We start from the raw sequence: 24,527 nt of genomic DNA, 5'->3' as shown, positions 1-24,527 counted from the left end.
CCGTCACCGATCGCCCGTCACCCGAATGGCGGGACGGGCCCGACATGATCATTCTTGCGACACGAACGGCCCAATCGCCGGCCAGACCGGACACTGAATTCATTCTCGCGACCAATTCGCGACAGTGGCGAACCGTGGCCAAAAAAGCATCAATTCGACCATGAAGATTGTGGCGAAGCTGATGGGGGTTTTACACTGAGAGGGTTCAGCGACGTAACGCTTGAACGGGGGTGATCACGGCCACTCGCGTGCATGCGCGGTGGCGTTTACCGCGAGCGAGCGTCAATCGCCGAGGGCTACCAGTCTCAACACTCCCACAGTCGACGCGCGCCCATTTCATGTGCTCGCGGGCGGGTATTCATATGGTCGGTTGTCAGCGCGGTTTCCTCGAGGAGGGCGCGGTGTCGAACATGCAGCACGGCATGACGGGTGCCGTCGACGGGACAACAAAGAGAGTGATCATCATCGGGGCCGGGGTAGCCGGCCTGGTGGCCGCGTACGAGCTGGAGAAACGCGGTCATCTTGTCGAGATCCTGGAGGGAAGCGACCGGATCGGCGGCAGGATCTACACGCACCGGTTTCGTTCGGGGCCGGACGCGCCACTCATCGAACTCGGCGCCATGCGCATTCCCGTCAAGCACCGGCGCACGATGCAGTACATCACCAAGCTCGGCCTGGCCGAGAAGGTGCGGACCTTCAGCACGTTGTTCTCGGATGCCGATTCCTACTGCACGACCAGCGCCGGTTACACGCGCGTCCGCGATGCCGCGAAAACGCTGACCGCGGACTTCTCACGGAGCCTGCCCGACGGCAGGTACAGCGACGACACCATCCGTTTCGGCGCGTGGCTGACGGCGATCGGTGACGCCATCGCCCCATCCGACTTCCGCGACAGCCTGCGCGGCGACCTCCGGCTCGAACTGCTGGAACTCATAGATCAGTTCGACCTGAGCCCGTTCCTGCGCGGCAACGACCACGACCAGGCCGACGTGCACGCCTTCTTCGCGGTCCACCCTGAGGTCCGGATGAGCCACAACGGGCGACTCAATCGTTTCCTGGACGACATTCTCAGCGAGACCGGTCCCGACCTCGTCCGCCTCAACGGGGGAATGGACCAGATCGTCCGACGGCTGGCGGCGCGGATCCGCGGGCCCATCAGCTGCGGCCAGGAGGTGGTCGGCATCGACTCGTGCGACGACCACGTCACGGTCGCCGTCAGGGACGGCAACCACATCGCCGGCCGGCGCTGCGACTACGTGTTGTGCACCATCCCGTTCTCCGTGCTGGCCAGGCTGCGGCTGACCGGGCTCAGCGAGGACAAGATGGCCGTGATCCACGACGCGAAGTACTGGTCGGCCACGAAGATCGCTTTTCACTGCCGCGAGCCCTTCTGGGAGAGCGACGGGATCGCCGGCGGCGCGTCGTTCTGCGGCGGCAGCCTGAGGCAGACCTACTACTGCCCCGCGGAAGGGGATCCGGCGGGCGGCGCGGCGCTGCTGGCCAGCTACACGATCGGCGCCGACGCCGACGCGCTCGGCCGCCTGCCCGCCGGCGTCCGGCACGCGGTCGTCCTCCAGGAACTGGGCAAGATGCACCCCGAACTGCTGCGCCCGGGCATGGTTCTGGACGCCGTGAGCCTGGCCTGGGGACGGTACTGGTGGAGCGAGGGGGCCGCCTGCGTCCGGTGGGGGAAGGACACCCACGCCTGCGAGCGGGAACGACGACGGGCCAGCCGTCCCGAACACCGCCTGTTCTTCGCCGGCGAGCACTGTTCGTCGACCACGGCGTGGATCGAGGGGGCGATCGAATCGGCGGTCAGGGCGGTGTACGAGATCCACTTCCACCAGCCCCGGCGTCTCGTGCCCATGGGCGTTCCGCGTCTGAAGGTGGTGAACGAATGAGCGTTTTCGACACGCCGCGCCTGCACTTCGCGGGCACGGCGACGGCGGGGCTGCTCACCGGGCTCCGCAACGGCCTGGTCGACCTGGCCACCAACGAGGCGCTCACCGAGTACGGACCGTTTCCGGTACACCGCCCGGCTCTGGAGTACCACGACTACCTGCAACGCCTCGGACCGCACTTCGACGCGGCCGGCCGCCTCCGCGACGACGGCGTGTTCAGCGCGGCAAAGGGGTGGAACTTCGGTGGCAACGGCCACTTCTCCATCGACGCCCGGATCGTCAGCTGCGAGGTCGCGCCGGCCGACGTCGACGTCACGGACCCGGTGGTGGGACGCAGCGTCGACATGTGGGGCCACTACAACCCCTATCTGGCCACGACCGTCAACCGAGCCCGCGTGTTCGACGTCGACCCGTCCTCGAACTGGACCACCAGCCTGATGGTCGGCCAGTTCTGCTTCGGCCGCGCGGGGCGTTCCCACGACGTCGGCTACATGCTCACCGGCGAGGTGCGCGGGATCCATCCGCCGCGATGGCACAACTTCGACCACATCCTCGACGTCGGCGACCACTGCCTGGCGCAGGAGCTCAAGCTGTCCACCCTCTACCAGTTCGTGGTCGAGTCCGGCGACGGGCTGCTGTGGCTGGACGAGGCGTCGGTCTCACCGGTGGTCACCCTCCTGCGTGCCGCCGTGGCGTCCGGCGCGGCCGACGGGCTGGTGGTCCAGTTCGCGGTCAGCGACATGTCCGCGCCGCAGGCGCCGGACTCGCCCGGCCGCTGGGCGCTGCGCGGAACGATCGCGCCGTGGCGGACGGCGGAGCCGCGGACGTATCCGGCGGGACGCCTGCTCGTCCCGCGACGGGCGGAACTGGGCAACATGACCGTCGACGTGACGCCGGACCACGTCACGCTGAACATGATCAACGCGGTGCCGGCGACCGTCCGGGCCGACGAGGGCGGCCCGGGTCCGATCCGCCGGCTCGGTGCACTGCTCGACCTGGGCGACTGGGAGTTGCGCACCGTCGACGGCCATCAGCTCGTCGCCCACGTGCCGGCCACGGCCTACCTCATCGACTGCGCGCTCACCAGCGGCGTGCTGACGGTCCCCGCTCAGGCGCCGGCCTCCGTCGACGAGCAGGCGCTGTGCGTGGTGGGCACGGACCCGTCGGGCACCCGTGCGGTGCTGCTGTTGGAACGGGAGACCAACGTACAGGCCGACGACGCCGGCCTCATCCTCGACCATCCCGGCGACGGCGGCGGCGATGTCGAGGTGCAGATCCGGTCCCTGGTCCATGGCGTCCCGCACGCCGTCGAGGCGATCCACGTGCGGCAGTTCTTCAATCCCCGGGCACTCCCCCGGGATCCCCTCGCCACGTCGGGAGACGCGCTGCCCGGGGACGTCGAGATCGTGCGCCTGCGTCCCGGACGAGCGGACGAACCGGGAGACTTCGCCGGCAGCTGCGTCGTCAGCACCGACGACGAGGGCCGCGGCTGGCTGACGATCCGAGGCGCTCGGGCCGGGGCGGCGCGGGTGCAGCTCTGCGCCCACGCGGAGGAGTCGCCGTGCGACACCACCCGGCCGGGATCCGCCCGCACCTGCTACGACAACGACGATCTGCTCGGCTACTGGGCCGGTGCGGGTTCGCTGGCCGTGCGGGTGCTCCCCGACGACCGGCGTCTCGACGACATCGCCCAGGAAGACGTGACGTTCGACCTGGTGTACCGGGAGGTGTTCGCGTTCTACGAGCTGACGGGCTCGTTCATGCGCTCCGAGGTGTTCAGCCTCGCCGACCGGTTCGCGGTGCGCACGTATGCCGACCTGATCTGGCAGATGTGTGATCCCGGCACCAGGACGAAGACGTACCACATGCCGCCGACGCACGACCTGTCCGCGCCCAAGGCCCGGCTGCTGCTGCGGTTCCTCCGCGCCTGCCGCGCGGTCGAGAGCGTGCCCGCGTTCGTCGCGGCGGCCGGGCCGGCGCGGAAGGCGATCACCAGCCGCGGTGAGCTCGTCCACGCGCTGCGCGACGCCGTCACCATCGAGCTCGCCGTGATGGCGCAGTACCTCTACGCGGCGTTCTCGGTGCCCACCCACGCGGCCGGCACGGAGCACGTGCGCCACGGCCGGTGGTCGCCCCGGCAGCTGGCGCTCGCCTGCGGCGACGGCGGCCAGACCCGCGACGGCGGCATGCGGGGCAGCCTGCTCACGGTGGCCCGTGAGGAGATGATCCACTTCCTCGCCCTCAACAACATCCTCACGGCCATCGGGGAACCGTTCCACGTGCCGCTGATCGACTTCGGCGCGATCAACCACCAGCTGCCGATCCCGCTGGACCTGTCGCTGGAGCCGCTCGGCGTCGGCAGCGTCGCGAGGTTCATCGCCATCGAGCAGCCGGCTCGCCTCGTCGAGGAGGTCGGTCGGTGCGGGCCGGCGTCGGCCGAGTCCGATGTGGACGAACGCTACGGCTCGGCGAGCGAGCTCTACGCCGACATCCGGGAAGGCCTGCGCCGGGTGCCGGACCTGTTCCTGACGGGCCGGGGCCGGGGCGGCGGCGAACACCACCTCTTCCTGCGCAGGTCGGTCAACGACGTCCATCCCGACTACCAGCTCGAGGTCGACGACCTCGCCAGCGCGCTGTTCGCGCTCGACGTCGTCACCGAGCAGGGCGAGGGAAACGTGCTCCCCGCGACCGGCTCCGGCACCGGGGAGGAGTCGCACTTCGACACCTTCCGGCGGATGTACGAGTGCCTCACGGCCGAGCAGCTGGCGGGTCCACCCGGGCGGTCGGCGCCGTGGACCCCGGCCTACCCCGCACTGCGCAACCCGACACTGCTCGCGGGGGACGCGGCGAAGGAGCTGGTCACCGACCCCGTCGCCGCGCAGGTCATGCGGCTGTTCAACCGGGGCTACTTCATGGCGCTCCAGTTGATGGTCCAGCACTTCGGCGAGTCCCCGGACGCCAGCCTGCGCCGTTCCGCGTTGATGAACCGGTCGATCGACGTCATGACCTGCGTGATGCGGCCGCTGGGCGAACTGCTGACCGCAATGCCGTCCGGGCGGCGGGGACGGACCGCGGGGCCGTCGTTCGAACTGGAGTCCGTGCCCGGGTACGTGTCCCGGCCGGATGTGGCGCGACGCGGCTTCGCGCTGCGCTTCAGCCACCTCGCCGCGGGCGCCCGCACGTGTTCCGCGGTCCCCGTCGACGTGACCGAGGCGCTGGGCTTCCTGGCCGACTTCTTCGGTCCACACACCACGAAGGGCGAGTGAGTGCCATGACGCAGCAAGTTCCGCGCCCCTTCGATCCCCTGGACTGGCCGCCCGAGGACATCGCCGACCCGTACCCGATCTACCGCCTGTACCGGGAGAACGACCCGGTCCACCGGGGTCGCTCGAGCTCCGACGGGCGGGCGAGGTGGTACGTCTTCCGCTACGACGACGTCACCCGGGTGCTGGCGCACCCGCACTACGGACACGACGCCGCCCCGCTGCTCGCCAGCATCCCGCCGGAGTGCGAGTCCCTGTGGCGGCTGGTCGGCAACTGGCTGGTGTTCATGGATCCACCGCGGCACGGCCAGCTGCGGTCGCTTCTCGCCGGCAGTTTCTCGGCCCGCGTGGTGGCCCGGCTGCGGCCCCTCGTGGCGGAGATCGCGCGTGACCTGATCTCGGACACCGGACAGCGGTCCACTCTCGACCTGGTGGACGATTTCGCCGCACCGCTGCCGATCCTGGTGATCTCGGAGCTGCTGGGCGTCCACCAGGGCAGCCGGGACTGGCTCCGGGAACGGGCCGTGGCGTTGCAGAAGGCCAGTTCCGGGCGCGCCCGCGACTACCGGCGGGCGGAGACCGCGGCGACCGAGCTCACCGACTTCTTCAGCTGGGAGGCGCGGCGCAGGCGGCACGATCCCGAAGACGACCTGATCACGGCGCTGGTCAAGGCCGGCGAGTGCGGGTCCGTGACGGAGGACGAGATCACCGCGACGTGCGTGCACCTGCTCACCGCCGGGCACGAGACGACGACGAACCTGATCGGCAAGGCGATGCTGGCACTGCTGCGAAACCCCGCCGTGCTCGACGAGTTGCGCGCCGATCCGGAGCTCCTGACGTCCACTGTGGACGAGCTCGTCCGCTACGACTGCCCGGTTCAGATGGTGACGCGCTGGGCGTACCGGGACGACGTGCTTCGCGGGCACGCCATCCGGGAGGGCGACACCGTCGTGCTGGTGCTGGGTTCGGCCAACCGCGATCCGTTGGTCTTCCCGGACCCCGACGAGCTGCGGCCGCGCGGGCGCTCGAATCGCCACTGTGGATTCGGCGGCGGTGTCCACCGCTGCCTGGGGTCCGCGCTGGCACGAGCGGAGGCGGAGATCGCGATCTCCGTGCTCCTCGAGTGCCTGCCCGGGCTTCATCTCACCGACGAACCGGTTCAATTCGCCGAGGACATGGTCTTCCACGGCCCCCAGCGCCTCGTCCTCGGCACCTGTGGAGGGAGTACCGATGCATGACACCGACCGGCGCGAGGACCACGCCTTCCGGCTCATCCAGCTGGCTGAGGGGTTCGGGGCGGCTCGCGCCGTGCAGCTCGCCGCCGAGCTCGGGGTCGCCGACCTGCTCGCCGGCGAGCCCCGAGGGGCGGCCGATCTCGCCGCCGCGGTCCCGGCCCATCCCGACGCGCTGTACCGCCTGCTTCGCGCGCTCGCCAGTGTCGGAGTGTTCGTCGAGGTCGAGCCCGGATGGTTCGGACTGACCCCGGTGGGTGAGCGGCTGCGGACGGACCATCCGCAGTCGCTGCGATCCTGGGTGATCTTCCAGGGGTTGCTCAACACCGTCTACGCGAACGCCGCGGACAGCATCCGGACGGGCACGGCCACCACCGCGAAAATCTTCGGCGAGCCGCTGTTCGAGCACCTGCGCAGCCACCCCGAGCACCGCGCGCTGTTCAATGCCGCGATGGCCGAGCAGAGTCGCGTGACGGGCGAGACGCTCGCCCACTACTACGACTTCTCCCGGGCGCGCCAGATCGTCGATGTCGGCGGTGGGAACGGCGCCTTCCTCAGCGCGGTCCTGCGCGCCAATCCGGAGCTGACCGGCGTGGTCTACGACCAGCCGTACCTCGCCGACGACGTCGAGCGACAGTTGGCCGCGACCGGGCTCGCCGACCGCTGCGGCTTCCTGCCCGGCGACTTCCTCGACTCGGTTCCGGCCGGCGCGGATCTGTACCTGATGAAGGGAATCCTGCACAACTGGTCCGACGACGACGCCCGCGCCATCCTCGCCAACTGCCGCCGGGCGATGGACGCGCGCGGCCGGCTGCTGCTCGTCGACTGGATCGTGCCCACCGGGAACGCGCCGCATCCCAGCAAGTTCCTCGACCTGACGATGCTGTTCGTCTACGGCGGGCGGGAACGCACCGAGGCCGAGCACGCCTGGCTCCTCGCCGAGGCCGGCCTGAAGCTGGCCCGTGTCATCGGGCCCCCTTCGATGTTGAACGTGCTCGAGGTCATTCCGGCTTGAACGCAGTGCTTGTGCCGCGCGTTCCGCGCGGGGCTCGGCCCCTCGTGACCGGCGCCTTCCTTGGCCGACAGTCCAGGCGCCGGCGGGGCCGAGCACTCTCCCGGGCTGGAGAACCCGGCCGCAACGCCGAAGACACAGGAGGTGTGGCATGGAGGAGAAACCAGACGTGCTGGTGGTCGGTGCGGGACCGGTGGGCCTGACCCTGGCGATAGCCCTGCGACGCCTGCTGCTGCGCGTGCGGATCGTGGACCGGGCGGCGGGGCCCAATCGGGAGGCGCGGGCCGACGTGGTCTTTCCCCGAGCCGGCGAGGCGCTCGGCGCCCTCGGCGTCGGCGAGACGATACGGCGACACGCCTATGAGATGCGGAGCGCGAACTTCTACGGCGACGGGCGGCATCTGGGCTGCTTCACGACCGGACGGTTCGACTCCGACTACCCGTACGCGATGACGATCGAGCAGCACGACATCGAACGGCTGCTCACCGAGGAGTTGACCGGGCTCGGCGTCGACGTCGAATGGCGAACCGAGGTGACCGACGTGCGCCACCAGGACGACCGCGTCCTCACGACGCTGCGGCTGCCCACGGGCGTCACCGAGATGGCGCTGTCGCCGTGGGTTGTCGCCTGCGACGGCAGCGGCAGCACCGTCCGGACCCGGCTGCGCATCCCCTTCGACGGAAGGCGCCGCGCGAACATGCAGGTGGTCCAGGGCAACGTGGTGCCGTCCTGGCCGCTGCGCGACCGGCCGGGCCAGGGCTACATCTTCCTCGGCTCCCGGTGCACGGTGCTCGCCTTCCCCACCCCCGGTCAGGGTTATCGGGTCTTCTGCATCCGGGACGACCCCGAGCCGGAGCGCACGGAGCCGCCGACGATGGGTGAACTGCGCGACCTGGTCGCGGACACCGCCGGCATCCCAGGGCTGCGACTCGGCCCGACGGAGTCCGGCTGGCTGAGCCGGGCGCGCTTCTCCGACCGCATCGCCGCCGAGTTCCGACGCGGGCGGGTGCTGCTCGCCGGCGACGCGGCGCACGCGTGGGCGCCCGTCGGCGGCCACGGGATGAACGTCGGCATGCTCGGCGCGCACAACCTGGCCTGGAAGCTCGCCGCCGTGCACCGCCGGCAGGCGAGCGACGCCCTGCTCGACTCCTACGACGTCGAGCAGCGAGCCCTCGCCCGTGCGGTGATCCGTGACATGAGGCTCAACATCACGGAGGTCCTGCTGCCGGAACCCCTGCACCGACTGCGAACCGCCGTCCTCCGCGCCGCCCTGCCGTGGTCGGCCTTCCAGCGACGGGTGGAGTGGTTGATGAGCGACTTCGGCCGGAGCCATCGCGACAGTCCGCTGTCGCGACAGAAGGGCCGGCGCATCGGGAGCCGGTGCCGTGCGGGTGATCGAATCCCCGACGTCTTCGTCACGCGCGAGGGCGGTGCGGAGCCCGTGCGACTGCATCGGCTGCTGGGGTACGACCGCTGGACGTTGCTGCTGGCCGTGGCCCGAGCGCAGCCGGCCGTCGTCGGACGGCTCCAGCAGGTGTGCGCCGACTACCCGGCGTCGATCGACATCGTGCCGATCGCCGTTGTGGACCCGTCTTCCGCACGCCGCCTGGCCGGCGTCCACCACCTCACCCTCGTCCGGCCGGACGGGCACGTCGGACTGGTCGCACCGCTGGACGACGTCGACGCGCTACGCGACTACCTGGCCGCGTTCCTCGTCCCACGCGATCCCGGACCGGACCACGCCGCTCGGTGATCCCGTTCGCCCGGTGTCGTCTTCCTCCGCGCCGTGGGTCGCGGAGGAGGGAAGAGCCGGGGCGTGTTCCGTGGATCACCGCCATCATCCCCGGGACACGCCCCGGCGCGGCGCCGGATTTCGAGGACGGGACAGGACTGTCCGGTCGCCACCGGGCCCGACGGACAGTGCTGTCCGACCCGGCCGTGCCAACCCGAGTGATCCTCCACAACAGAGCGGACATCTCGGGCCGAATCCGCAACCCCCAGTGCCAGAACGGTGTTCTCGTCCAACTCCGACGACGGACGCGTCGAAGGAGTACGATCGCGTCCGGAGTGGTTCCGCGTCATCGTGGCCGGAGGTAGTGTCGCCTCCCACCACGAATCCGCGTGGTCCGTCGTCCGGCGTTCCCGCCAGGCACGGGGCCGTCAGCCGCCACGTCGGGAGCCAGCACACGGCTGTCGGTCCGCCGGCCCTGCCCCGGTCGGCGGTGGACCGCATCCGACACCGGATGGACGTGGGCGCTGCGGCGCATGGGAGGTGTGATGAAGTCAGGCTTTCTGCACCAGAGCTGCATCTACGGCAGCGATGCGGAATTCCTGTCGATGGCGGTCCCGTTCGTGCAGGACGGCCTCCGCCGGAACGAACCGGTGCTGGTCACCACGACGTCGGCGAACCTGGACCTGGTGCAGCAGGCGCTGGGCGCCCAGGCGAGCGACGTCGACTACGCCGAGTCCGCGTACTTCGGCCGCCGGCCGCCGCAGCGAGCCACCGCGTTCCAGCGCTACTGGACGCGCCACCGGCCGGCCGCGCCGAGCGGCGTCGTGCGCATTCTCGCCGAGCCGATCTGGTTCGGCCGGTCCCAGCGCGAGGTGGCCGCGTGGAAGCGGATGGAGGCGGGCCTGAACGTGGTGCTCGCCGACACCACGATCTGGATGATCTGCCCGTACGACACCAGGGCCGTCGACGCCGCGATCATCAGGGATGCCCTCCGCACCCATCCCGAGTGCGTTGCCGGGCGCCGGGCCGAGCCCTGCTCGCAGTTCGTCACGCCCGCGGAGTTCGCGAAGCGGCAGTCGCCGCCGCCGAGGCTCCCGCGCGACGACGCCGAGGTCGTCCGGTTCGACGGCGCCCTCGCCGCTACCCGCCTGCGCGTTCTCGGCGAGGCCGAGCGGCTGCTGCCGTCGGAGGACAACGCGGCGATGTTCGCCATCGCGGTCGGCGAGGCGATGGCGTATCTGCACCAACGGGGAATCGAACGGGTGACGGCGTGGGTGCGGCTGGCGGCCGGCCGGGTGGTCTGCACGGTGCACAGCGCGCAGCCGCTCAACGACCTCCCCCCGTTCGTCGGCTTCCGCACTCCGGCGCTGCGCGAGCAGAACGGCGACGGTCTGTGGCTGGCCAACCAGATCTGCGAGTGGCTCGACATCAGCTCCGACGACTCCGGGTGCACCATCGAACTGGCCGTGCCGGGTCCGCGCGCCGAGGAAGAGCACGACGTCGACTGACGTCCGACACCGGCCGAACTCGTCCCATGACGTTCATCACCGACGACGCTCGCACGGGATGTTGAACGATTCCTGGCCAGTCCCGGCCAGTGGCGTCATGTCCCCCTGGCGTCGGGATGTCGCCTCTGATTGAGTAATGCTCAGATCCGGGGCGCGCACCCCCCGACGTGCCCCGGGTTCGCGGGGGTACCGGTCCGACGACAGGCGGGTCGGGGGACCGGTACCCATCCGGGGGCGAACGCCCGGGACTGGGCGGGGGGTGCGGCTGGTCGAGTGGCTCCCGGCCGGGCCGACCGCCCAGTTCTGGGCGACGGACCTACAACTCGAAGACCGGACCGGTGTGCAGGCGGAGCTTGCACGGGTTGTCGTACGTCTTCTCGAAGTTGACCCGCTTCCCCTCCCATGCCCCCCTGGCGGTAACGGTGACCGGGTCGTACCCCGCGCCGCACACCCCTTGGGGATCCCCGGGGAGACGGTCGAAGTCACTGGATGCGACGCCGAGATCGTGACATGCGGCATCACCGTTCGGATGATCGCCTCCCACCGGGTTGCACAAGAGCACGCGTTCCAGTCGTTTCACCGAGTTCCCGGCGCCCGCGACCTTCGTCAGCTGTAGTTTCGCCCCCAGTTGCGGTTCATCAGCACGCAGAGCGGCGCCCCCGTGTTGGTCCACGATCACCGCACTCATGAGCACGAGCGACGCGACCCAGAGCTGGCATGACATCGTTGCGACTCCCAAAGTCCACAGTCGTGACCTCCTGCCGGCAGGAGGTCACGAGAGAGTTGTGCTCCCTCAGGCGGGTCGCCCGGTCCGGCGCTGGCCAGCATGCGCGACCCGACGTGACACCCGTGACGGTCGTAGGCCCTGAGTCCACAGAGTCCATGTGCCCGCTTCCGACCGCCGACGCCACGCCGCATTGTCGTCAACCCCGGTGCCGACCTGCCGGCCGGCCGCACATCGGACAGCCCGCCGACTGGTTGCGCGCGCACCCCGGCACCCCCATCGTCAGTTGGGGCCAGACTTGGCCAGTTGCCGACACTGTCGCCGATTTGCGAGTGATCCGCGTATTTGGACCTGGCGTCGGGGTGCGGGGTGCGGCATCATCGGGCTTGCCGCCCGCAGCACGAGGCATCACAGTCACCCACGTCAGTGGTTGCCGGGCAGTGGAATGCAGACTTCGGACAGAAATGGCGGAGGTCGCGCCTGGCTGGTGTTGTGCTCGTGGGGGGCGGCCGGTTCGGTATCGCTGCGCGACTCCATCCCCGTCGGGCCGGCTGCCCCGGTTTCCGGCTTGGCCTGGCGGTCATGGCGGGAGCGCTGTCAGGCTGGCGGGCGGCCCCAGGCACTTCTCCGTTCGGGTGCCCGGGGCCGTGTCATGCGTGGTGTCGGGGTCGGGCGCGGCGAGAGACCGCTGTGGCTCTCCTGAGCGCGTCACTCCGTGTGCCGGGTCCCGATAACGGCCAGTCACACCACCACCGGTGTGTCCGTCACGGACCGGCGAACACTGTCCGATGAGACACCATTGCGTCCCCTGGCGGATGGCCACACGGTTGAAAGGACGGGTCGGACACGCAGACTCGAATGCGCACGACGAAAAGCCGCATGTCACGAGGAGTGATCCGACTGATGGGAAAAAGGCTCCGTCAACCCTCCCTGCGACACACCATCGAGCAACTGACCTGCGGCCCGCGCGAAATTCGAACGCGGGTCCGCACGCGGTGGACCACGGCCGATCCCGCACCGAGTGGGGCCCGGTCCCGATTACTGGAGTTGAACCGCCAGGGAGTTCAGGTCTTCGCCGCGCACGGCGGGCGGGGCGGCGCGGACGACGGGCGCGTTCGCCACATCGCGCCCGTCCCTCCGCCGGACGTCGTGGCGGACCGGGTCGTCGCGTACTGCGCGGCCGTGCTTTCCGTGGAGGGAATGCGAATTCCCGGCCCCGGCCCACTGTGCACCTCCTGCCTGGAGCAGGTGTGCCTGTGAACCAGTGCGGACAACTGCTACAGCCCCATTTCACCTGGCAGCCCGCCGCCCTGCGCAGGCACTGCTACCTCGCGGAACGTCCCGCGGGGCCGGGCACCGAGCTGCCGGCGCTGTGCGGCGTGGTCATCGTCAGCCATCGGGCCCATCGGGACGAGTGGTACTGGCCGACGTGTTCGCACTGCTACGACGAGGCCCGGCGGATCCAGCTCCGCTGGGCGGATGACGGTCAGGCCAGCCCCCTGGAGTGACCAGTGAGTCCCTGCCCGACCGGGGTCGACGCCGACCCCGGTCGCTGTCGCCGTGCGGTCGCCCGACCGCGGCCGGGCAGGTCGATGCGGGCATCAATGGTCCTTGTGGCAGTGAGGAAACGTGAGCGCCCGGCCGGAACGCGAAACAGCCGGGCGACGCCCAGGTTTGCCGGTCCACGCCGCGAGATCAAGTCGCCGAACCGCCGCGGGTGAGCAAAACGTCCTCGGGACGACAGTGTCCGTTCCGACCCGGCGGCTTCGCCGCGACGATGGGAGTCCGGCACTCGTACGCCAAATGGTCGTTGCGCCGACAATGGTCGTGCGCCGCATTCGGTATGCCGGACTGCCGCCGGGAAATGCCGTGCGGCCCAGGGGTGGATCTTCTGGAGGACACGGGTGGACGAAGTGGTGGGGAATCCGCCGGCGCCGGACGCGACCGGAGACCGGCACGTCGCACCGAGAAATGTGCCGCTCACGCTGGCCAACGCGCGATTCGCCATGCGCGCGCTCGGCGCCAGGCGCCACGAGGAGCGGTCCGTTCTGTCGACGCTCGCGGAACAGTTGCGCGCCCGGCAACTCCGCGTCGGCGAGGACCTGTGCTCGCCCGGGAAGTGGCCGCCAGGTGTATGGATCATTCAGGACGGCATCGCGGAGGTCGCCGTCGACGTCGGCGCCAACCGGTGCGTGGTGCAGACGTTGTGCCGCGGGGAGGCGTTCGGCGTCGCGCCGCTGGTGTCGGGCCGTTGGATCCCGTGCCGCGTGCAGGCCGCCACCCACGTCTCCGCGCTGTTGTGGCCGGTGCGCGAGTTTCTCGTTCAGCTGGAGCGGAATCCCGCGCTGGCGCGGTTGGTGCTGGACGGTCTGGTCGACCGCATCGTGGACAGTCGGCTTCGGCTGTCGGCCGTGCTGGCCAGCAGCTTGGAGGTGCGTGTGGCGCGCATGCTGCTGGTGGAGGAACGCGACGGCGTGGTGCCGGTCTCGCAGGCGACGTTGGCGTCGATGATCGGCGCGTCACGGCCGGCCCTCAACCGCGTGCTGCGGGACTTCCAGCGGGACCGGGCGATCGAGCTTCAGTACCGCAGGATCCAACTGCTGGACCGGGACCGGCTCGACGACCTGGCCCGGTCCACGACGGCGCCGGCACGGCACGAGCTGTCTCCTGGGCCACGGTTACGCCCGCTGCACAGGTGCCGCTGACGCCGCGCCCGGCCGGGTGACCGGTTCGTCCCGATAGGGCTGGGCGAGCCGGACCAGGGCGGCGCGGTCGAGGATCCGGATCGCCCGGTAGGACAGCTCGATGACGCCGACCGTCTGGAGTCCCCGCAGGATTCGGTTGAGCGCCTGCCGGGAGGCGCCGATCATCGAGGCGACGACGTCCTGCGGCAACGCGACGACGTCGTCCCGGGCCTCGATCAACAGCATCCGCGCCGCACGGACCTCGAGGCTGCTGACCGCCACCGAGGCGAGCCGGAGCCAGCCGCTGGTCACTCGTCGGCTCAGCGTGGGCAGCAGCATCCGGGCCAGTGCGGGGCGCCGGTGCAGCGCGCCGAGGAACAGGCCGGCCGGCCATTCCAGGGCCGACACGGCGTCCACCGCCTGCGCCTGGCACGGCAGAGCCTGTCCGCTGAGCAGCTGAACGATGCCGACGACCTCGCCGGCGCCGGCGGTCTGCACGACCCGGCGTCGCGCGCCCCGCCCGACGGCCATCTCGACCAGGCCGTGCTGGATGATCCAGACAGCCGACGGGAGCCGGTCCGCCTGCCACAGCTTCTCGCCGGGCCGCAGCGACCGCGGCGACAACTGGGCGGCCAGCGTCGACAACACGCCGAAGTCGACGTCGCCGGAGTTCTCGGGGTTCTCGCCGCCCGACAGGCAACAAGCCGCGAATCGTGCCTTCTCCAGCCCGGCGCGGCGATGCTCGGGCCTGGCGTCCTCCATCTGTCGCTCCCTCCAGCCACTGCCGACGGGGACGGGACACCGGTCGACGAGCCCTACGACGCGATATGCAGGATGCAACTTGCCAGAAGAAGGCCGGGGGACAGTAGACAACGGCGGTGGACGCCACCTGATCGGGCGATGGTGACATCCCCCGTACGACGTAGCGACACTGATTCCTTCGTACCCGCGCCAGACGTCGCATGCACGAGCATTCGCCGCAATCGGCGGAAGGTCAACTCGCCAGCCGAGTGGTCGGGGCGGCGAGCGGCGTGTCACCCGACGACCTGATTGCTATGTCATACAACGAGGTTTGCTCCGCTCGGGACCCGGCGGAGCTACTGATCGTCCGACGGGGGCAGGTGCTCGGTGATCCACGCGGCGAGTTGGGCGCGGTCGGTGAGGCCGAGTTTGATCAGGATGCGGTGCAGATGCCCCTCGGCGGCGTGGGGGGCGATGAGCAGCGTGGCCGCGATGTCTTCGGTGGACAGCCCCTTGCTGCGGAGTTCGGCGACCTGCCGCTCCCGGCGCGTCAGGAGCGCCGGTCGGTGGTAGGGAATCACGGCGTGCGCAACCGTGGTCGTCGTTCCGACGGGTTCGACGAGGGCGTAGTCGACGGCATGGTCGATGCCGAACCGCGTGCCCTGCCGGAAAGCCGCGCCGAACTGCTTGTCCCCGAGCGTGATACGCGCGCGCTGCTCGCACTGGTCATGCCAGGAGGTGAGGTACCTCGGGCCGGACGGAGGCGTCCCGGTCGACCGCCAGACCGCGTGGGCGGCGCCGAGCAGCCGGGCGGCACGCATGTGCAGGCCGTCCGTTCCCGCGATCCAGGCCAGTGTCTCCAGACAGTGCGCGACCGCCCACTCGTCGCCGAAATCCCGTGCGGTCTCGATGGTTTCCCGGATCAGTCGCCCGGCCAGCTGTCGGCCGCCGGAAAGCCACTCGCCGAGGCCGAGCCCCCACAGTGGATAGATCCGGGACGCGGACGCGCCACGGCTGTCGCACAGCGCAAGCCGCTCGCGGCTGAAGCCGACCGAGATGTCCGGCTGTCCGAGGACCGCGGTGGTCAGGGCCAGATACCCCAGGGCGAGCCAGGCGCCGGCCGGGTGGGCGAGCGCGTGGTGGTGGGCAAGCGCGTCCTCCAGGAGGGCGACCGCGCGGTGCAGGTCGCTCTGGAAGAACGCGGCCGTGCCCAGGCACAGCGTGGTGTAGGCGAGGGCGGGCTCGTCGCCGAGTTGACGCGCCAGCACGTCGGCCTGCTTCAGCAGGGACAGCGCGGTGGTCATGTCGGCATGCTGGAGGGTGAGCCAGCCGCTGACCCACAACGCCTTGGCCCGTTGCCGGCTGGGCTGCCGGTCCAACTCCAGTGCCCGGCGCAGCCACCGGCGCCCCTCCTCCAGGCAACAGGATCGGACCCAGTAGTGCAGCAGGGCAGCGGTGATCTCCAGCCCGAGCCGCGCCTGGTCGCGTTCGGTCAGGCAGAACTCCAACGCGGCCCGCAGGTTGGGGTGCTCGTGCCGGAGCCGGGCGAACCACGCCACCTCGTGGGGGCCCAGCCACGCCCGTTCCGCTCGGATGGCCAGGTGGTGGTAGTGATCACGGTGTCGGGCACGCAGGACTGCCTGCTGGCTGGACGCGACCAACTGTTCCCTGCCGTGCTGCCGAATGGCCTCCAGCATCCGGTACCGCGCCGGGGCGTCGTAGTCGGCTCGGGTCAGGATGGACTTGTCGACGAGGGCGGCCACCAGTTCGAAGACGTCTTCCCGGACGATGGGATCGCCGCTGCAGACGGCCTCGGCCGCGTCCAGATCGAACCCACCGGCGAACACCGAGGCCCGGGCCCACAACTGCTGCTCCAGCGGGGAGCACAGCGCGTAGCTCCAGTCGATCGCGGCGCGCAGCGTCTGGAGTTGCGGCACGGCGACCCGGCTCCCCTTGGCCAGGAATTCCAGGTAGTCGTCCAGCCCGGCCAGGATCTGGCCGACCGGCAACGCCCGGACCCGCAGCGCCGCCAGTTCGATGGCCAGCGGGATCCCGTCCAGCCGGCGGCAGATCCGCGCGACGGTGTCCCGGTTGGTGGCATCGACGACGAAGCCGGGCCGGGCCGTCGCCGCCCGCTCGGCGAACAGCCGCACCGCCTCGTGACGATCGATGGCGCGGGGGCTCAGCGGCTGCCCCGGATCGAGTTCGGGCACCGACATCGGCGGCACCTCCAGCAGGTGCTCCCCCGTCACACTCAGGGGTTGCCGGCTGGTGGCCAGGATCCGCAGGCCCCGCGCCGCGGTCAGCAGTCTGCTGGTCAGTGCCGCGCAGGAGGCCAGCAGATGTTCGCAGTTGTCCAGCAACAGCAGCAGTTTCTTGTCGGCCAGGTAGTCGGACAGCATGGCCATGGCGCAGCAGCGGTGTCCCTGCAGGTCACGCACGCCCAGGACGTCGGCGAGCGATTCGGCCAGCAGTGTGTCATCGCTGACGGCGGCCAATTCGACCAGCCACACCCCGTCCGGGAAGGCATCGCGGAGTTGGGTGGCCACCCGCACCGCCAACCGGGTCTTCCCGACCCCGGCCATCCCGGTCAGCGTGAGCAGCCGCGTGCGCCGCAGCACGCGCTTGGCCATGGTGCTCTCACGACGGCGGCCCACGAAGGTGGTCACATCGCTCGGCAAGTTGCCCGTCACCCGACCCGATCCGACGCCCGCCATCACCGGTCCTGGCGTTCTGGTTGTTCGGTGAAGAGAGCCACCGCGCTCACCGGGCCCGCAGTTGTCCACCACCGTCCCTGGTGCACTGGGCGGGCCTCCATACCGAACACGGCTCAGGGCAGCCGGCAGCCGTCGACACCGAGAATGCGGCAGCGGCCCGGCGGGACGGAAGGGCCGGAACTGACGCAGACTCGTCACTGGCGACTGGACGCCGTCGGAGCCGTGAGCCTTGCCGACGCGGACATCGTCGTCCGCGGGTCGGGTCAGGCCGAGGTGCTCTCGGCGTGTTCGGCGGTGAGGAGCGCGGTGGCGATGCCGGCCCGGGTGGTGACGCCGACCTTGGCGCGAATGTTGGCGATGTGGTGTTCGACGGTGCGCGGACTGAGGAAGAGCTTCGTGGCGATCTGCCGGCTGGTGAGCCCTTGCATGACCCAGCGGGCTATTTCGGTTTCGCGGCGGGTGAGGGCGGCCGCGCCGACTGCGTTGTGGGGGTTGCGTTGCCCGCTGACGCCCTTGGGGACGCGACGGCCGAGCCTCCGCATTTCGCGGGCGGCGTGGTGACGTTGGCCGGTGGCCTGGCACTGGACGAACAGGGCGTGGGCCCGCTCCAGTTCGCGCAGTGCTTCCGCGCGGGAACCGGTGCCAGCCGTGGCGGTGCCGGCCAGCAGCCATGCGCAGCCCTCGTCGAAGGGATCACCAACCTGCCGGAAGGTGCCGGCGGCCCCGCGAGCTGCGTCGGCCGCGCCAACGGTGTCACCTGTGGCGTAGTGGACTCGAGCACGGGCGAGTCGCGCGAAGGCCGTGCTCCCGGCCAGGCCGAGGCGGGCGGCAGCGGTTTCGGCGCGCGTGGCCCACTGCTCGCCGTCACGGCTGTCGCCCAGCGCCAGGGCGGCGGTGGTGAGGACGTCGAACCAGCCGGGGCGGGCCGGCTCCGGGATCATCGGGAGTTCCGCGCCACCACCGGCGTCGGCCAGGATGGAGACGCAGCCCTGGGGGTCGCCGGCCATCAGGCGGGCATGCGCGAAGAACGCCGACGCCAGCACCGACAGCCAATCGTCGGCCGGTCCGGCCAGCTGGCACGCTTCTTCGCCCCAGCGCACGGCCTGGTCGGTGTCGCCGGTGAAGGTCGCGATGCGGCACCGCATCGCCAGCGCGGCGGCCCGCAGGGCGGGGCCGTGTACCGGTTGACCCGATTCACACGCCTCGGCGACGGTGTCGGCGGCCTCTCGCAACCGTCCCTGCCCTAGCAGTGTGCTGGCGAGGCCGACGACGAGGTAGGTCATGAGGTGGTGTTGACCGGTGGCTCGGCACAGGGAAAGGCCATGTTCGAGATGGCGTCGTGCCGCACCGTGGCGTTCCAGACACTGTTCGGCCCAGCCCAGCCAGACCACGGTGTCCAGTTGTCGGGCCAGTTCGCCGTCGGTGAGCCCGTCGACGAGCTCGGCCGCCCGGTCGCAGTTGCGCTGTGCGGCGGGAATGTCGGCCACGGCGTAGTCGGACAGGGCCAGGACACTCGCCGCGGCGACCGACAGGAGACGGTCTCCGGCGCCGCCGACGGCACGACGGGCGGCACCGGCCCAGGTATGGGCCTGGGCGAAATCGGCACACAGCAGGCTCGCGGTGGCCAGCTTCAGCTTCAGCGCGGTGATCATGTCGTCCACATCGGCGCCTCCGTCACCGTGGTGCTCGGGCAGCTGGTGCAGTTCGGCGAGGAGCAAGCCGCTGGCTTCCGCGTGCCGGCCCAGGAGGTGTTCGACGGTGGCGCAGAACCCCACGGCATGCACCCGCTGAGCCACTGCGTCACGGGGCAGCAGCCGCACCACCTCGTGCAGGGCGTCGCGAGCCGGCTCCAGTCGGCCGCACATGCCGAGAAAGGTCGCCATGTCGGCCAGCAGCTCCAACCGTCGCTCGTCGTCCTCGCCCTTGTCCGGCAGCAGGTCCAGTGCGAGGGACAACCAGCGCACGGCTTGCGCGGGCGCCCGCGTGGCCGTCATTCGCGCGGCGTCGACCAGCACGGCGATCGCTCGCTCGTCCCCGGTCCGAGCGCACCGTTCCGCGTGGTGAACCCGCCGGAACACCGAGGCTCCGCGCTCCTCCAACGCCGCCCAGGCTCGTGCGTGTGCCCGAATCAGCCAGCCACCGCCTCCGCTGGCGTACGCGGCCGCGCGCATCATCGGCAACCAGTAACCGAACCGGCCGCTACCCTTCGGGCGGATGAGATCACGGGCCACCAACTCGTCCACCGCCCGGTCGGTGTCCTGTCGGTTCATGCCGGCGATCGCGGCGACCACATCGGGCTCGAACAGGTCACCGGCCACCGCCGCCGCCTGTGCGACCACCCGAACACCTTCCGGCAGGTCGGCCATCTCGGCCTGCATGCTCGCCCGGACGACAGCGGGAACGGCCTTCACCGACACCACCGCGTCGCCCGACCGGGCGCCGTCCGGCGGCGGTGCGGCCAGCAGTTCGGTCCGGAGCTGCTCCTCGGGAACCTGTGCCAGCGCCGCCAGGTAGAACGGGCACCCGCCACTGGCCTCGTGCAGGACCTGGCACCGCCGCGTGCTGACATCGGGACCGAGGAACTCGGCCACCGCCTCGGCGTCCAGCGGGCCGAGCTCGACCCGGTTCGTCCTCCCCTGCCGCGCCGCCTGAGCCAGCACCGCGGTCAACCGGCCGGGCGCCAGGCTGGGACGGTATGCCACCGCGAGCACCAGAGGTATTCGTGGCGGGTGACAGACCAGATGCCCCAGCAACTCCAGCGAGGCGTCGTCCCCCCAGTGCAGATCGTCCAGCATCAGCACCAGGCCACGCCCGGGCGCCAGCTTCTCCAACAACGCACGGATGCCGAGGCGCAGTCGCCACGGCTCGATCGGGTCGAGCGACGCGAAGTGATCACCCAGCACGTCGACGAAGACACCGAATCGGCTGCCCCGATCCGATTCGGACGCACGGCCGGTCAGCACCGTCCACCCGTCACGGGCCGCTGCCGCGCCGAACTCGTCCAACAACCGCGACTTGCCGATACCCGATTCGCCCACCACTTCCGCCACCTGAATGGCGTTCCCATCCGCGGCCGCCGCGCGGATCCTCTTCAGGCAACCCAGTTCTCGCTGCCTTCCGACCAGAGGACCAATGCCGCCGGCCGCTCCTTCATGGACCCGAATGCCACCTCCTGAAGCCTCCTCGTCACGACAACTCAGTGTTCTGGTCACACAGGTCGGGCTCATGGCAGCGAGTTTTCGCCACCACGGGGGCACCGGGGAGGGGTTCTCCGTATTCCCGTGGACGACGGGCCGGGATACAGGTCACGAGCAGGGGAAACGATCAACAGGAGGCACGGTCGTCAACCGGCGGCGTGGCCTGACGTAAGGGTTTGGCGAGCGTTGCCGGGCCGTTCCGGTCGATCACGGTTCGGGGCTGGCGGGATAGTGGCGCCACGGCTTGAGTTGGTCTCCGGGGAATGGAGAGTAGTCCGCCAGCCGTTCACGGAGTTGGGCCACGGTAGAGGCGAGAGTGAGGTCGTGATCTCGAATCCACGTGTCGTCGTAGATGGTGTCGAGGTAGCGATCGCCGCCGTCGGGTGCTACGGCCACGACGTTGTGGTGACGACCCAGTCGTCGGGCGACCGCCAGTGCGACGAAGACGGCGGCGCCCGACGAGCCGCCGAGCAGCATACCTTCATTGCTCGCGAGTAGCCGGCAGGTGCCGAATGCCTCTGCGTCGCCGCACCAGTACGCCTCGTCGACGGTTGCGGGGTCGAAGTTGCCCGGGGTGAAAGCGGAACCGAGGCCGACCAGAAGATGCTGACCGAGGGGACCGCCGATCGCGGCCGAGCCTCGGCCGTCCACCGCCACCATCAGGCAGTCGGGGCGGACTCGTCTGATCCATCGGCCGATGCCGGTGAGCTGGCCGCAGCTGCTGGTGGCGCACACGATGGCATCGACGTCACCGTCGAGGTCGTCGACGATTTCCGAGGCAGCCTCGCGGTGCGCGGCCGGGTTGTCCGGGTTGTCCCACTGGTTGGGCACATAGGCGCCCGCAACGGTTCGGCCGACGGCTTCGGCCGCCTGGATCCGTGGGATCTGGTACTTGCCGTGCTCGTCGGATTCCTCGACCAGGATCGGTGTGGCGCCGTAGGCGGCGATGGTCCGCGCGCTCGGCGCGGGCGTGCGGGGATCGATCATGATCTGCACCCTGATGCCTAGCGCGGAGCCGATCATCGCCAGCGCGATGCCCAAGTTCCCGGACGTGGCTTCGACGATGGTGCCGTCCGCGGTGAGCGCTCCCGAGCGCAGCGCCGCGCGGATCATGCCCAGGGCCGGCCGCGCCTTGACGCTGCCCCCTGGGGTGAGGCACTCGAGCTTGACCCACACCGCCGCGTCGGTCGGCTCGGTGAGCCGATTGAGGCGCACCAGCGGCGTGTTGCCGATGGCGTCGAGGATGGTGTCACAACGCATGAGCGTCCTTCCTTGTCACGAGCCGTCTCGAGCAGGAAACGTCGCGTGGGCGCGCGCCACGCCGATCAGGACCGTGCCGGCGAGCCCGTGACCGATGAGCAATAGCCAAGGCAGCCACGGCATGTCCAGACGGATCCCCAGATCGGCGACGCAACCGACGGCGATGTTGCCGATCGTGGCGACGATCCCGGCGGCCATGGCGTAGCCGCCGAGATACGTGCCGGTCAGCCCGCTACGTCCGAATGCCGGAACGAGATCCAGGACGAACGGCTGCGCCACGACGACGCCGAGTGTCAGCACGATCGTCGCCACCACCACCGGGAAGATGGCCGGCAAGGACAGCAACGCAGCCGCCATCCCGCCGTCGTGCGGCCCGGCCGCGGTCGACTGCACGGAGCCGGTCACAGCCAGCGGCACGAAGGCCAAGCCGCACAACGCAAGTCCGACGCCGATGGCCGTTGTCGGCTCCCAGTGGCGCCGGCACCAGTTGGTGACACGGACCTGGAGGCCGAGGGTGACGAGGGTGGAGGCGACGAACAGCAACGCGACCGTGCTGGCCACCCCGGACAGACGACTGGCCTCCAGCGGTAGGGCCAGGTAGAGCTGGTTGTACAGCACGAACATTCCGGAAGTGGCGCAGACGAAGAGCAGGAAACGCCGATCGACGCACAGTTCTCGCCAGTCCATCAGCACCGACTGCACTGCCGGTCGCGGTGGACGAGCAGGCAGCGCGACGAGCTGGGCCATGGTCAGCAGGGCGAAGACAGCTGCCGCCGTGATCGCCACGACGGGAAATGCCACGCCGAGCAGCACGCCGCCGAGCAGCGGGCCGAGCAGCGTTCCGGCCTCGCCGGCCACGTTGAGCAACGCGAACGCCCGGAGTCGCTGGTCGCCGGACTCGTGCGCCAGGTACGCCCGCGCGGCCGGGCTGAACATCGCGCCCGCGACACCGGTCAGGAGGGTCGCGGCGAACAGCCCGGGCAGGCTGTCCAGGAACGCGAACGCCGCGAATCCGACCGTGCGGAGCGCACATCCGGCGATGATCACCGGCCGGCATCCGAGGCGATCCGCCGCCGACCCGCCGAACAGGGTGAGCCCCTGCTGGCTGAGAGTGCGCGCGCCGATGACCGCCCCGATGACGGCCGTCGACAGGTGCAGGGTCTCCCGCAGATGCGTGGCCAGATAGGGAATCAGCAGATAGAAGCCGAGGTTGACGCCGAACTGGTTCAGCAGCAACAACTGCGCGGTTCGGGACAGCGACCGGACGGATCGGATCGCGCTCAGCACCGTCTCGCCCCGCCGCGCTTCGGCCGGGTGAGCGGATCCACCACACGTCGGCAGCGCGTCCAGGAGGTGACTTCGCGGGCCGACGGATCGGGAATCTCGTCCGGCTGGGCGGCCGGTGGCGCGTCGAGCAGCTTGTGGCGCCGGCAGTAGCCGTCGTTGTAGACGGTGTCGAAATAGCGCAGCGGACCGTCCGGAAAGATCGCCACCACGCACAGGTCCGACGGCTGCGTCCGGGCGATCCACCCCGCGACGAGGGCCACCGCGCCCACACTCCAGCCGCCGCTGGCGTACCGAGTCCTGGCCAGCTGCCGGCACGACCACACCGCCTCGGCCGGCGCCACCCAATGGACCTCGTCGAAGCTGGCGTAGTCGACGTTGCGCGGATAGACACTCGACCCGAGACCGCGCATGAGGCGCCCCCAGGCGGGCTGACCGAAAATCGTGGATCCCACCGTGTCCACGCCGACCAGCCGCAGCTGCGGGAAGTACGTCCGAAGCACCCGGGTGACGCCGGCCGAGTGACCACCCGTGCCGACCGAACACACCAGCACGTCGATCCAGCCGAGCTGTGCCACCAACTCCAACGCGAGGGTCGCGTAACCCGCGGCATGGTCGGGATTGCCGTACTGGTCGGGGTGGTACGCGCCCGGCCACGTCGCCAGCAGTTCCCGCACCCGGTCGCACCGAGCCTGCTGCCAGCCTCCGACCGGGCAGGGCTGGCGCACCACCTCCACCCGTACCCCCTGCGCGCGGAGTGTGCGCCGCACGATCGGCTCCATGCCGGGATCCGTCACAACCGTCACCGGGTGGCCGAAGGCGATTCCCGCCAATCCCAGGCCCAGACCGAAGGATCCGCTGCTCGACTCGACGATCATCGAGCCCGGGGCGAGTTCACCACGCTCCCGCGCACGTGTGACCATGTGCAGGGCCGGTCGGTCCTTCATCCCACCGGGGTTCGCCCCCTCCAGCTTCGCCCAGAATCCTCGATTCCCCGGCGCGAACGGGGAATCTATCCACAGCACCGGCGTGTTTCCCACGGTCGAAGCGAGATCCGCACACCTGCCCGGACGCCCCGGTGACCCGTTCACCGTCCGAAACCCGTGCCGGACAAGCACAAGCCCAGCTGTCCAGCAATGGACACTGTCATGAGCATGGCACAACCCCTCGGCGTACGCGCACGTAAACTTCCCCGGCGGTAGATCCCCCTGGCACCTGCCGCCGGGGTGAGACCACAAACTGGACACATGTGAGCTTGTCTCGCACCAGCAC

Annotated in this window: 16 protein-coding genes; 9 read left to right on the top strand and 7 right to left on the bottom strand. The window is 70.2% G+C overall.

Features of this window, described 5'->3' with window-relative positions; all coding sequences use genetic code 11:
• Positions 1-410 precede the first annotated feature (410 nt).
• The 6 genes from BCF44_RS35745 to BCF44_RS35720 all read left to right on the top strand — a co-directional run bounded on the left by BCF44_RS35745 (position 411) and on the right by BCF44_RS35720 (position 10,648).
• Positions 411-1,901: a flavin monoamine oxidase family protein gene (locus BCF44_RS35745; protein ID WP_116179134.1), complete on the top strand. Its 1,491-nt coding sequence runs from the start codon at positions 411-413 to the stop codon at positions 1,899-1,901.
• Entirely contained in the window at positions 1,898-5,167 is a 3,270-nt protein-coding gene (locus BCF44_RS35740; protein ID WP_116178896.1) for a ferritin-like domain-containing protein, read from the top strand. Before BCF44_RS35745 ends, BCF44_RS35740 begins: the two co-directional genes overlap by 4 nt.
• Before the next feature lie 5 nt (positions 5,168-5,172).
• Positions 5,173-6,402 (top strand): cytochrome P450, encoded by a 1,230-nt coding sequence (locus BCF44_RS35735; RefSeq protein ID WP_116178895.1) that lies wholly within the window; start codon positions 5,173-5,175, stop codon positions 6,400-6,402.
• Positions 6,395-7,411: a methyltransferase gene (locus BCF44_RS35730; protein WP_246015960.1), complete on the top strand. Its 1,017-nt coding sequence runs from the start codon at positions 6,395-6,397 to the stop codon at positions 7,409-7,411. Before BCF44_RS35735 ends, BCF44_RS35730 begins: the two co-directional genes overlap by 8 nt.
• A 148-nt stretch (positions 7,412-7,559) precedes the next feature.
• Positions 7,560-9,161, top strand: coding sequence for an FAD-dependent monooxygenase (locus BCF44_RS35725; protein ID WP_116178894.1), 1,602 nt, complete (start codon positions 7,560-7,562; stop codon positions 9,159-9,161).
• A gap of 524 nt (positions 9,162-9,685) precedes the next feature.
• Complete coding sequence (locus BCF44_RS35720; protein ID WP_116178893.1) at positions 9,686-10,648, top strand: MEDS domain-containing protein; 963 nt, start codon at positions 9,686-9,688, stop codon at positions 10,646-10,648.
• Positions 10,649-10,964: 316 nt separating this feature from the next.
• On the opposite strand, the gene BCF44_RS35715 is transcribed toward BCF44_RS35720, so the two are convergent.
• On the bottom strand, positions 10,965-11,336 hold the full coding sequence (locus tag BCF44_RS35715) for an SSI family serine proteinase inhibitor (protein ID WP_170217928.1): 372 nt from the start codon (positions 11,334-11,336) through the stop codon (positions 10,965-10,967).
• 1,083 nt (positions 11,337-12,419) lie between these two features.
• On the opposite strand from BCF44_RS35715, the gene BCF44_RS55920 reads away from it, so the two are divergent.
• The 3 genes from BCF44_RS55920 to BCF44_RS35705 all read left to right on the top strand — a co-directional run bounded on the left by BCF44_RS55920 (position 12,420) and on the right by BCF44_RS35705 (position 14,077).
• Positions 12,420-12,632, top strand: coding sequence for a hypothetical protein (locus BCF44_RS55920; RefSeq protein WP_170217927.1), 213 nt, complete (start codon positions 12,420-12,422; stop codon positions 12,630-12,632).
• Positions 12,623-12,880, top strand: coding sequence for an HC3 family zinc finger protein (locus tag BCF44_RS55915; protein ID WP_170217926.1), 258 nt, complete (start codon positions 12,623-12,625; stop codon positions 12,878-12,880). Before BCF44_RS55920 ends, BCF44_RS55915 begins: the two co-directional genes overlap by 10 nt.
• A 396-nt stretch (positions 12,881-13,276) precedes the next feature.
• A complete protein-coding gene (locus BCF44_RS35705) occupies positions 13,277-14,077 on the top strand; it encodes a Crp/Fnr family transcriptional regulator (RefSeq protein ID WP_116178890.1) in 801 nt (266 codons plus the stop codon).
• On the opposite strand, the gene BCF44_RS35700 is transcribed toward BCF44_RS35705, so the two are convergent.
• The 6 genes from BCF44_RS35700 to BCF44_RS35675 form a co-directional block, all read right to left on the bottom strand.
• Entirely contained in the window at positions 14,051-14,818 is a 768-nt protein-coding gene (locus BCF44_RS35700; protein ID WP_116178889.1) for a Crp/Fnr family transcriptional regulator, read from the bottom strand. The two genes, BCF44_RS35705 and BCF44_RS35700, sit on opposite strands and share 27 nt — an antisense overlap.
• A gap of 335 nt (positions 14,819-15,153) precedes the next feature.
• Positions 15,154-17,466: an ATP-binding protein gene (locus tag BCF44_RS35695; RefSeq protein ID WP_170217925.1), complete on the bottom strand. Its 2,313-nt coding sequence runs from the start codon at positions 17,464-17,466 to the stop codon at positions 15,154-15,156.
• 311 nt (positions 17,467-17,777) lie between these two features.
• Positions 17,778-20,741: a helix-turn-helix transcriptional regulator gene (locus BCF44_RS35690; RefSeq protein ID WP_116178887.1), complete on the bottom strand. Its 2,964-nt coding sequence runs from the start codon at positions 20,739-20,741 to the stop codon at positions 17,778-17,780.
• Between the two features lie 177 nt (positions 20,742-20,918).
• Complete coding sequence (locus BCF44_RS35685) at positions 20,919-21,971, bottom strand: PLP-dependent cysteine synthase family protein (protein WP_116178886.1); 1,053 nt, start codon at positions 21,969-21,971, stop codon at positions 20,919-20,921.
• A gap of 15 nt (positions 21,972-21,986) precedes the next feature.
• Positions 21,987-23,258 carry an MFS transporter gene (locus BCF44_RS35680; RefSeq protein WP_170217923.1) on the bottom strand — a complete coding sequence of 424 codons (1,272 nt, stop codon included), beginning with the start codon at positions 23,256-23,258 and terminating at the stop codon, positions 21,987-21,989.
• Positions 23,252-24,346, bottom strand: a complete 1,095-nt coding sequence (locus BCF44_RS35675; protein ID WP_246015958.1) for a PLP-dependent cysteine synthase family protein — start codon at positions 24,344-24,346, stop codon at positions 23,252-23,254. Before BCF44_RS35675 ends, BCF44_RS35680 begins: the two co-directional genes overlap by 7 nt.
• Positions 24,347-24,527: the final 181 nt, after the last annotated feature.

Source organism: Kutzneria buriramensis, assembly GCF_003387475.1.
GTDB lineage: Bacteria > Actinomycetota > Actinomycetes > Mycobacteriales > Pseudonocardiaceae > Kutzneria > Kutzneria buriramensis.
The sequence above is the reverse complement of the archived record's forward strand: the minus strand, read 5'-3'. Positions and strand labels throughout refer to the sequence as shown.

Bases quoted from the DNA above. Each gene is read 5' to 3' on its own strand.
- BCF44_RS35725 (WP_116178894.1), top strand. From the start codon at position 7,560: ATGGAGGAGAAACCAGACGTGCTGGTGGTCGGTGCGGGACCGGTGGGC.
- BCF44_RS35690 (WP_116178887.1), bottom strand. From the start codon at position 20,741: ATGAGCCCGACCTGTGTGACCAGAACACTGAGTTGTCGTGACGAGGAG.
- BCF44_RS35745 (WP_116179134.1), top strand. From the start codon at position 411: ATGCAGCACGGCATGACGGGTGCCGTCGACGGGACAACAAAGAGAGTG.
- BCF44_RS35735 (WP_116178895.1), top strand. From the start codon at position 5,173: ATGACGCAGCAAGTTCCGCGCCCCTTCGATCCCCTGGACTGGCCGCCC.
- BCF44_RS35685 (WP_116178886.1), bottom strand. From the start codon at position 21,971: ATGCGTTGTGACACCATCCTCGACGCCATCGGCAACACGCCGCTGGTG.
- BCF44_RS35740 (WP_116178896.1), top strand. From the start codon at position 1,898: ATGAGCGTTTTCGACACGCCGCGCCTGCACTTCGCGGGCACGGCGACG.
- BCF44_RS35700 (WP_116178889.1), bottom strand. From the start codon at position 14,818: ATGGAGGACGCCAGGCCCGAGCATCGCCGCGCCGGGCTGGAGAAGGCA.
- BCF44_RS35730 (WP_246015960.1), top strand. From the start codon at position 6,395: ATGCATGACACCGACCGGCGCGAGGACCACGCCTTCCGGCTCATCCAG.
- BCF44_RS35720 (WP_116178893.1), top strand. From the start codon at position 9,686: ATGAAGTCAGGCTTTCTGCACCAGAGCTGCATCTACGGCAGCGATGCG.
- BCF44_RS35715 (WP_170217928.1), bottom strand. From the start codon at position 11,336: ATGAGTGCGGTGATCGTGGACCAACACGGGGGCGCCGCTCTGCGTGCT.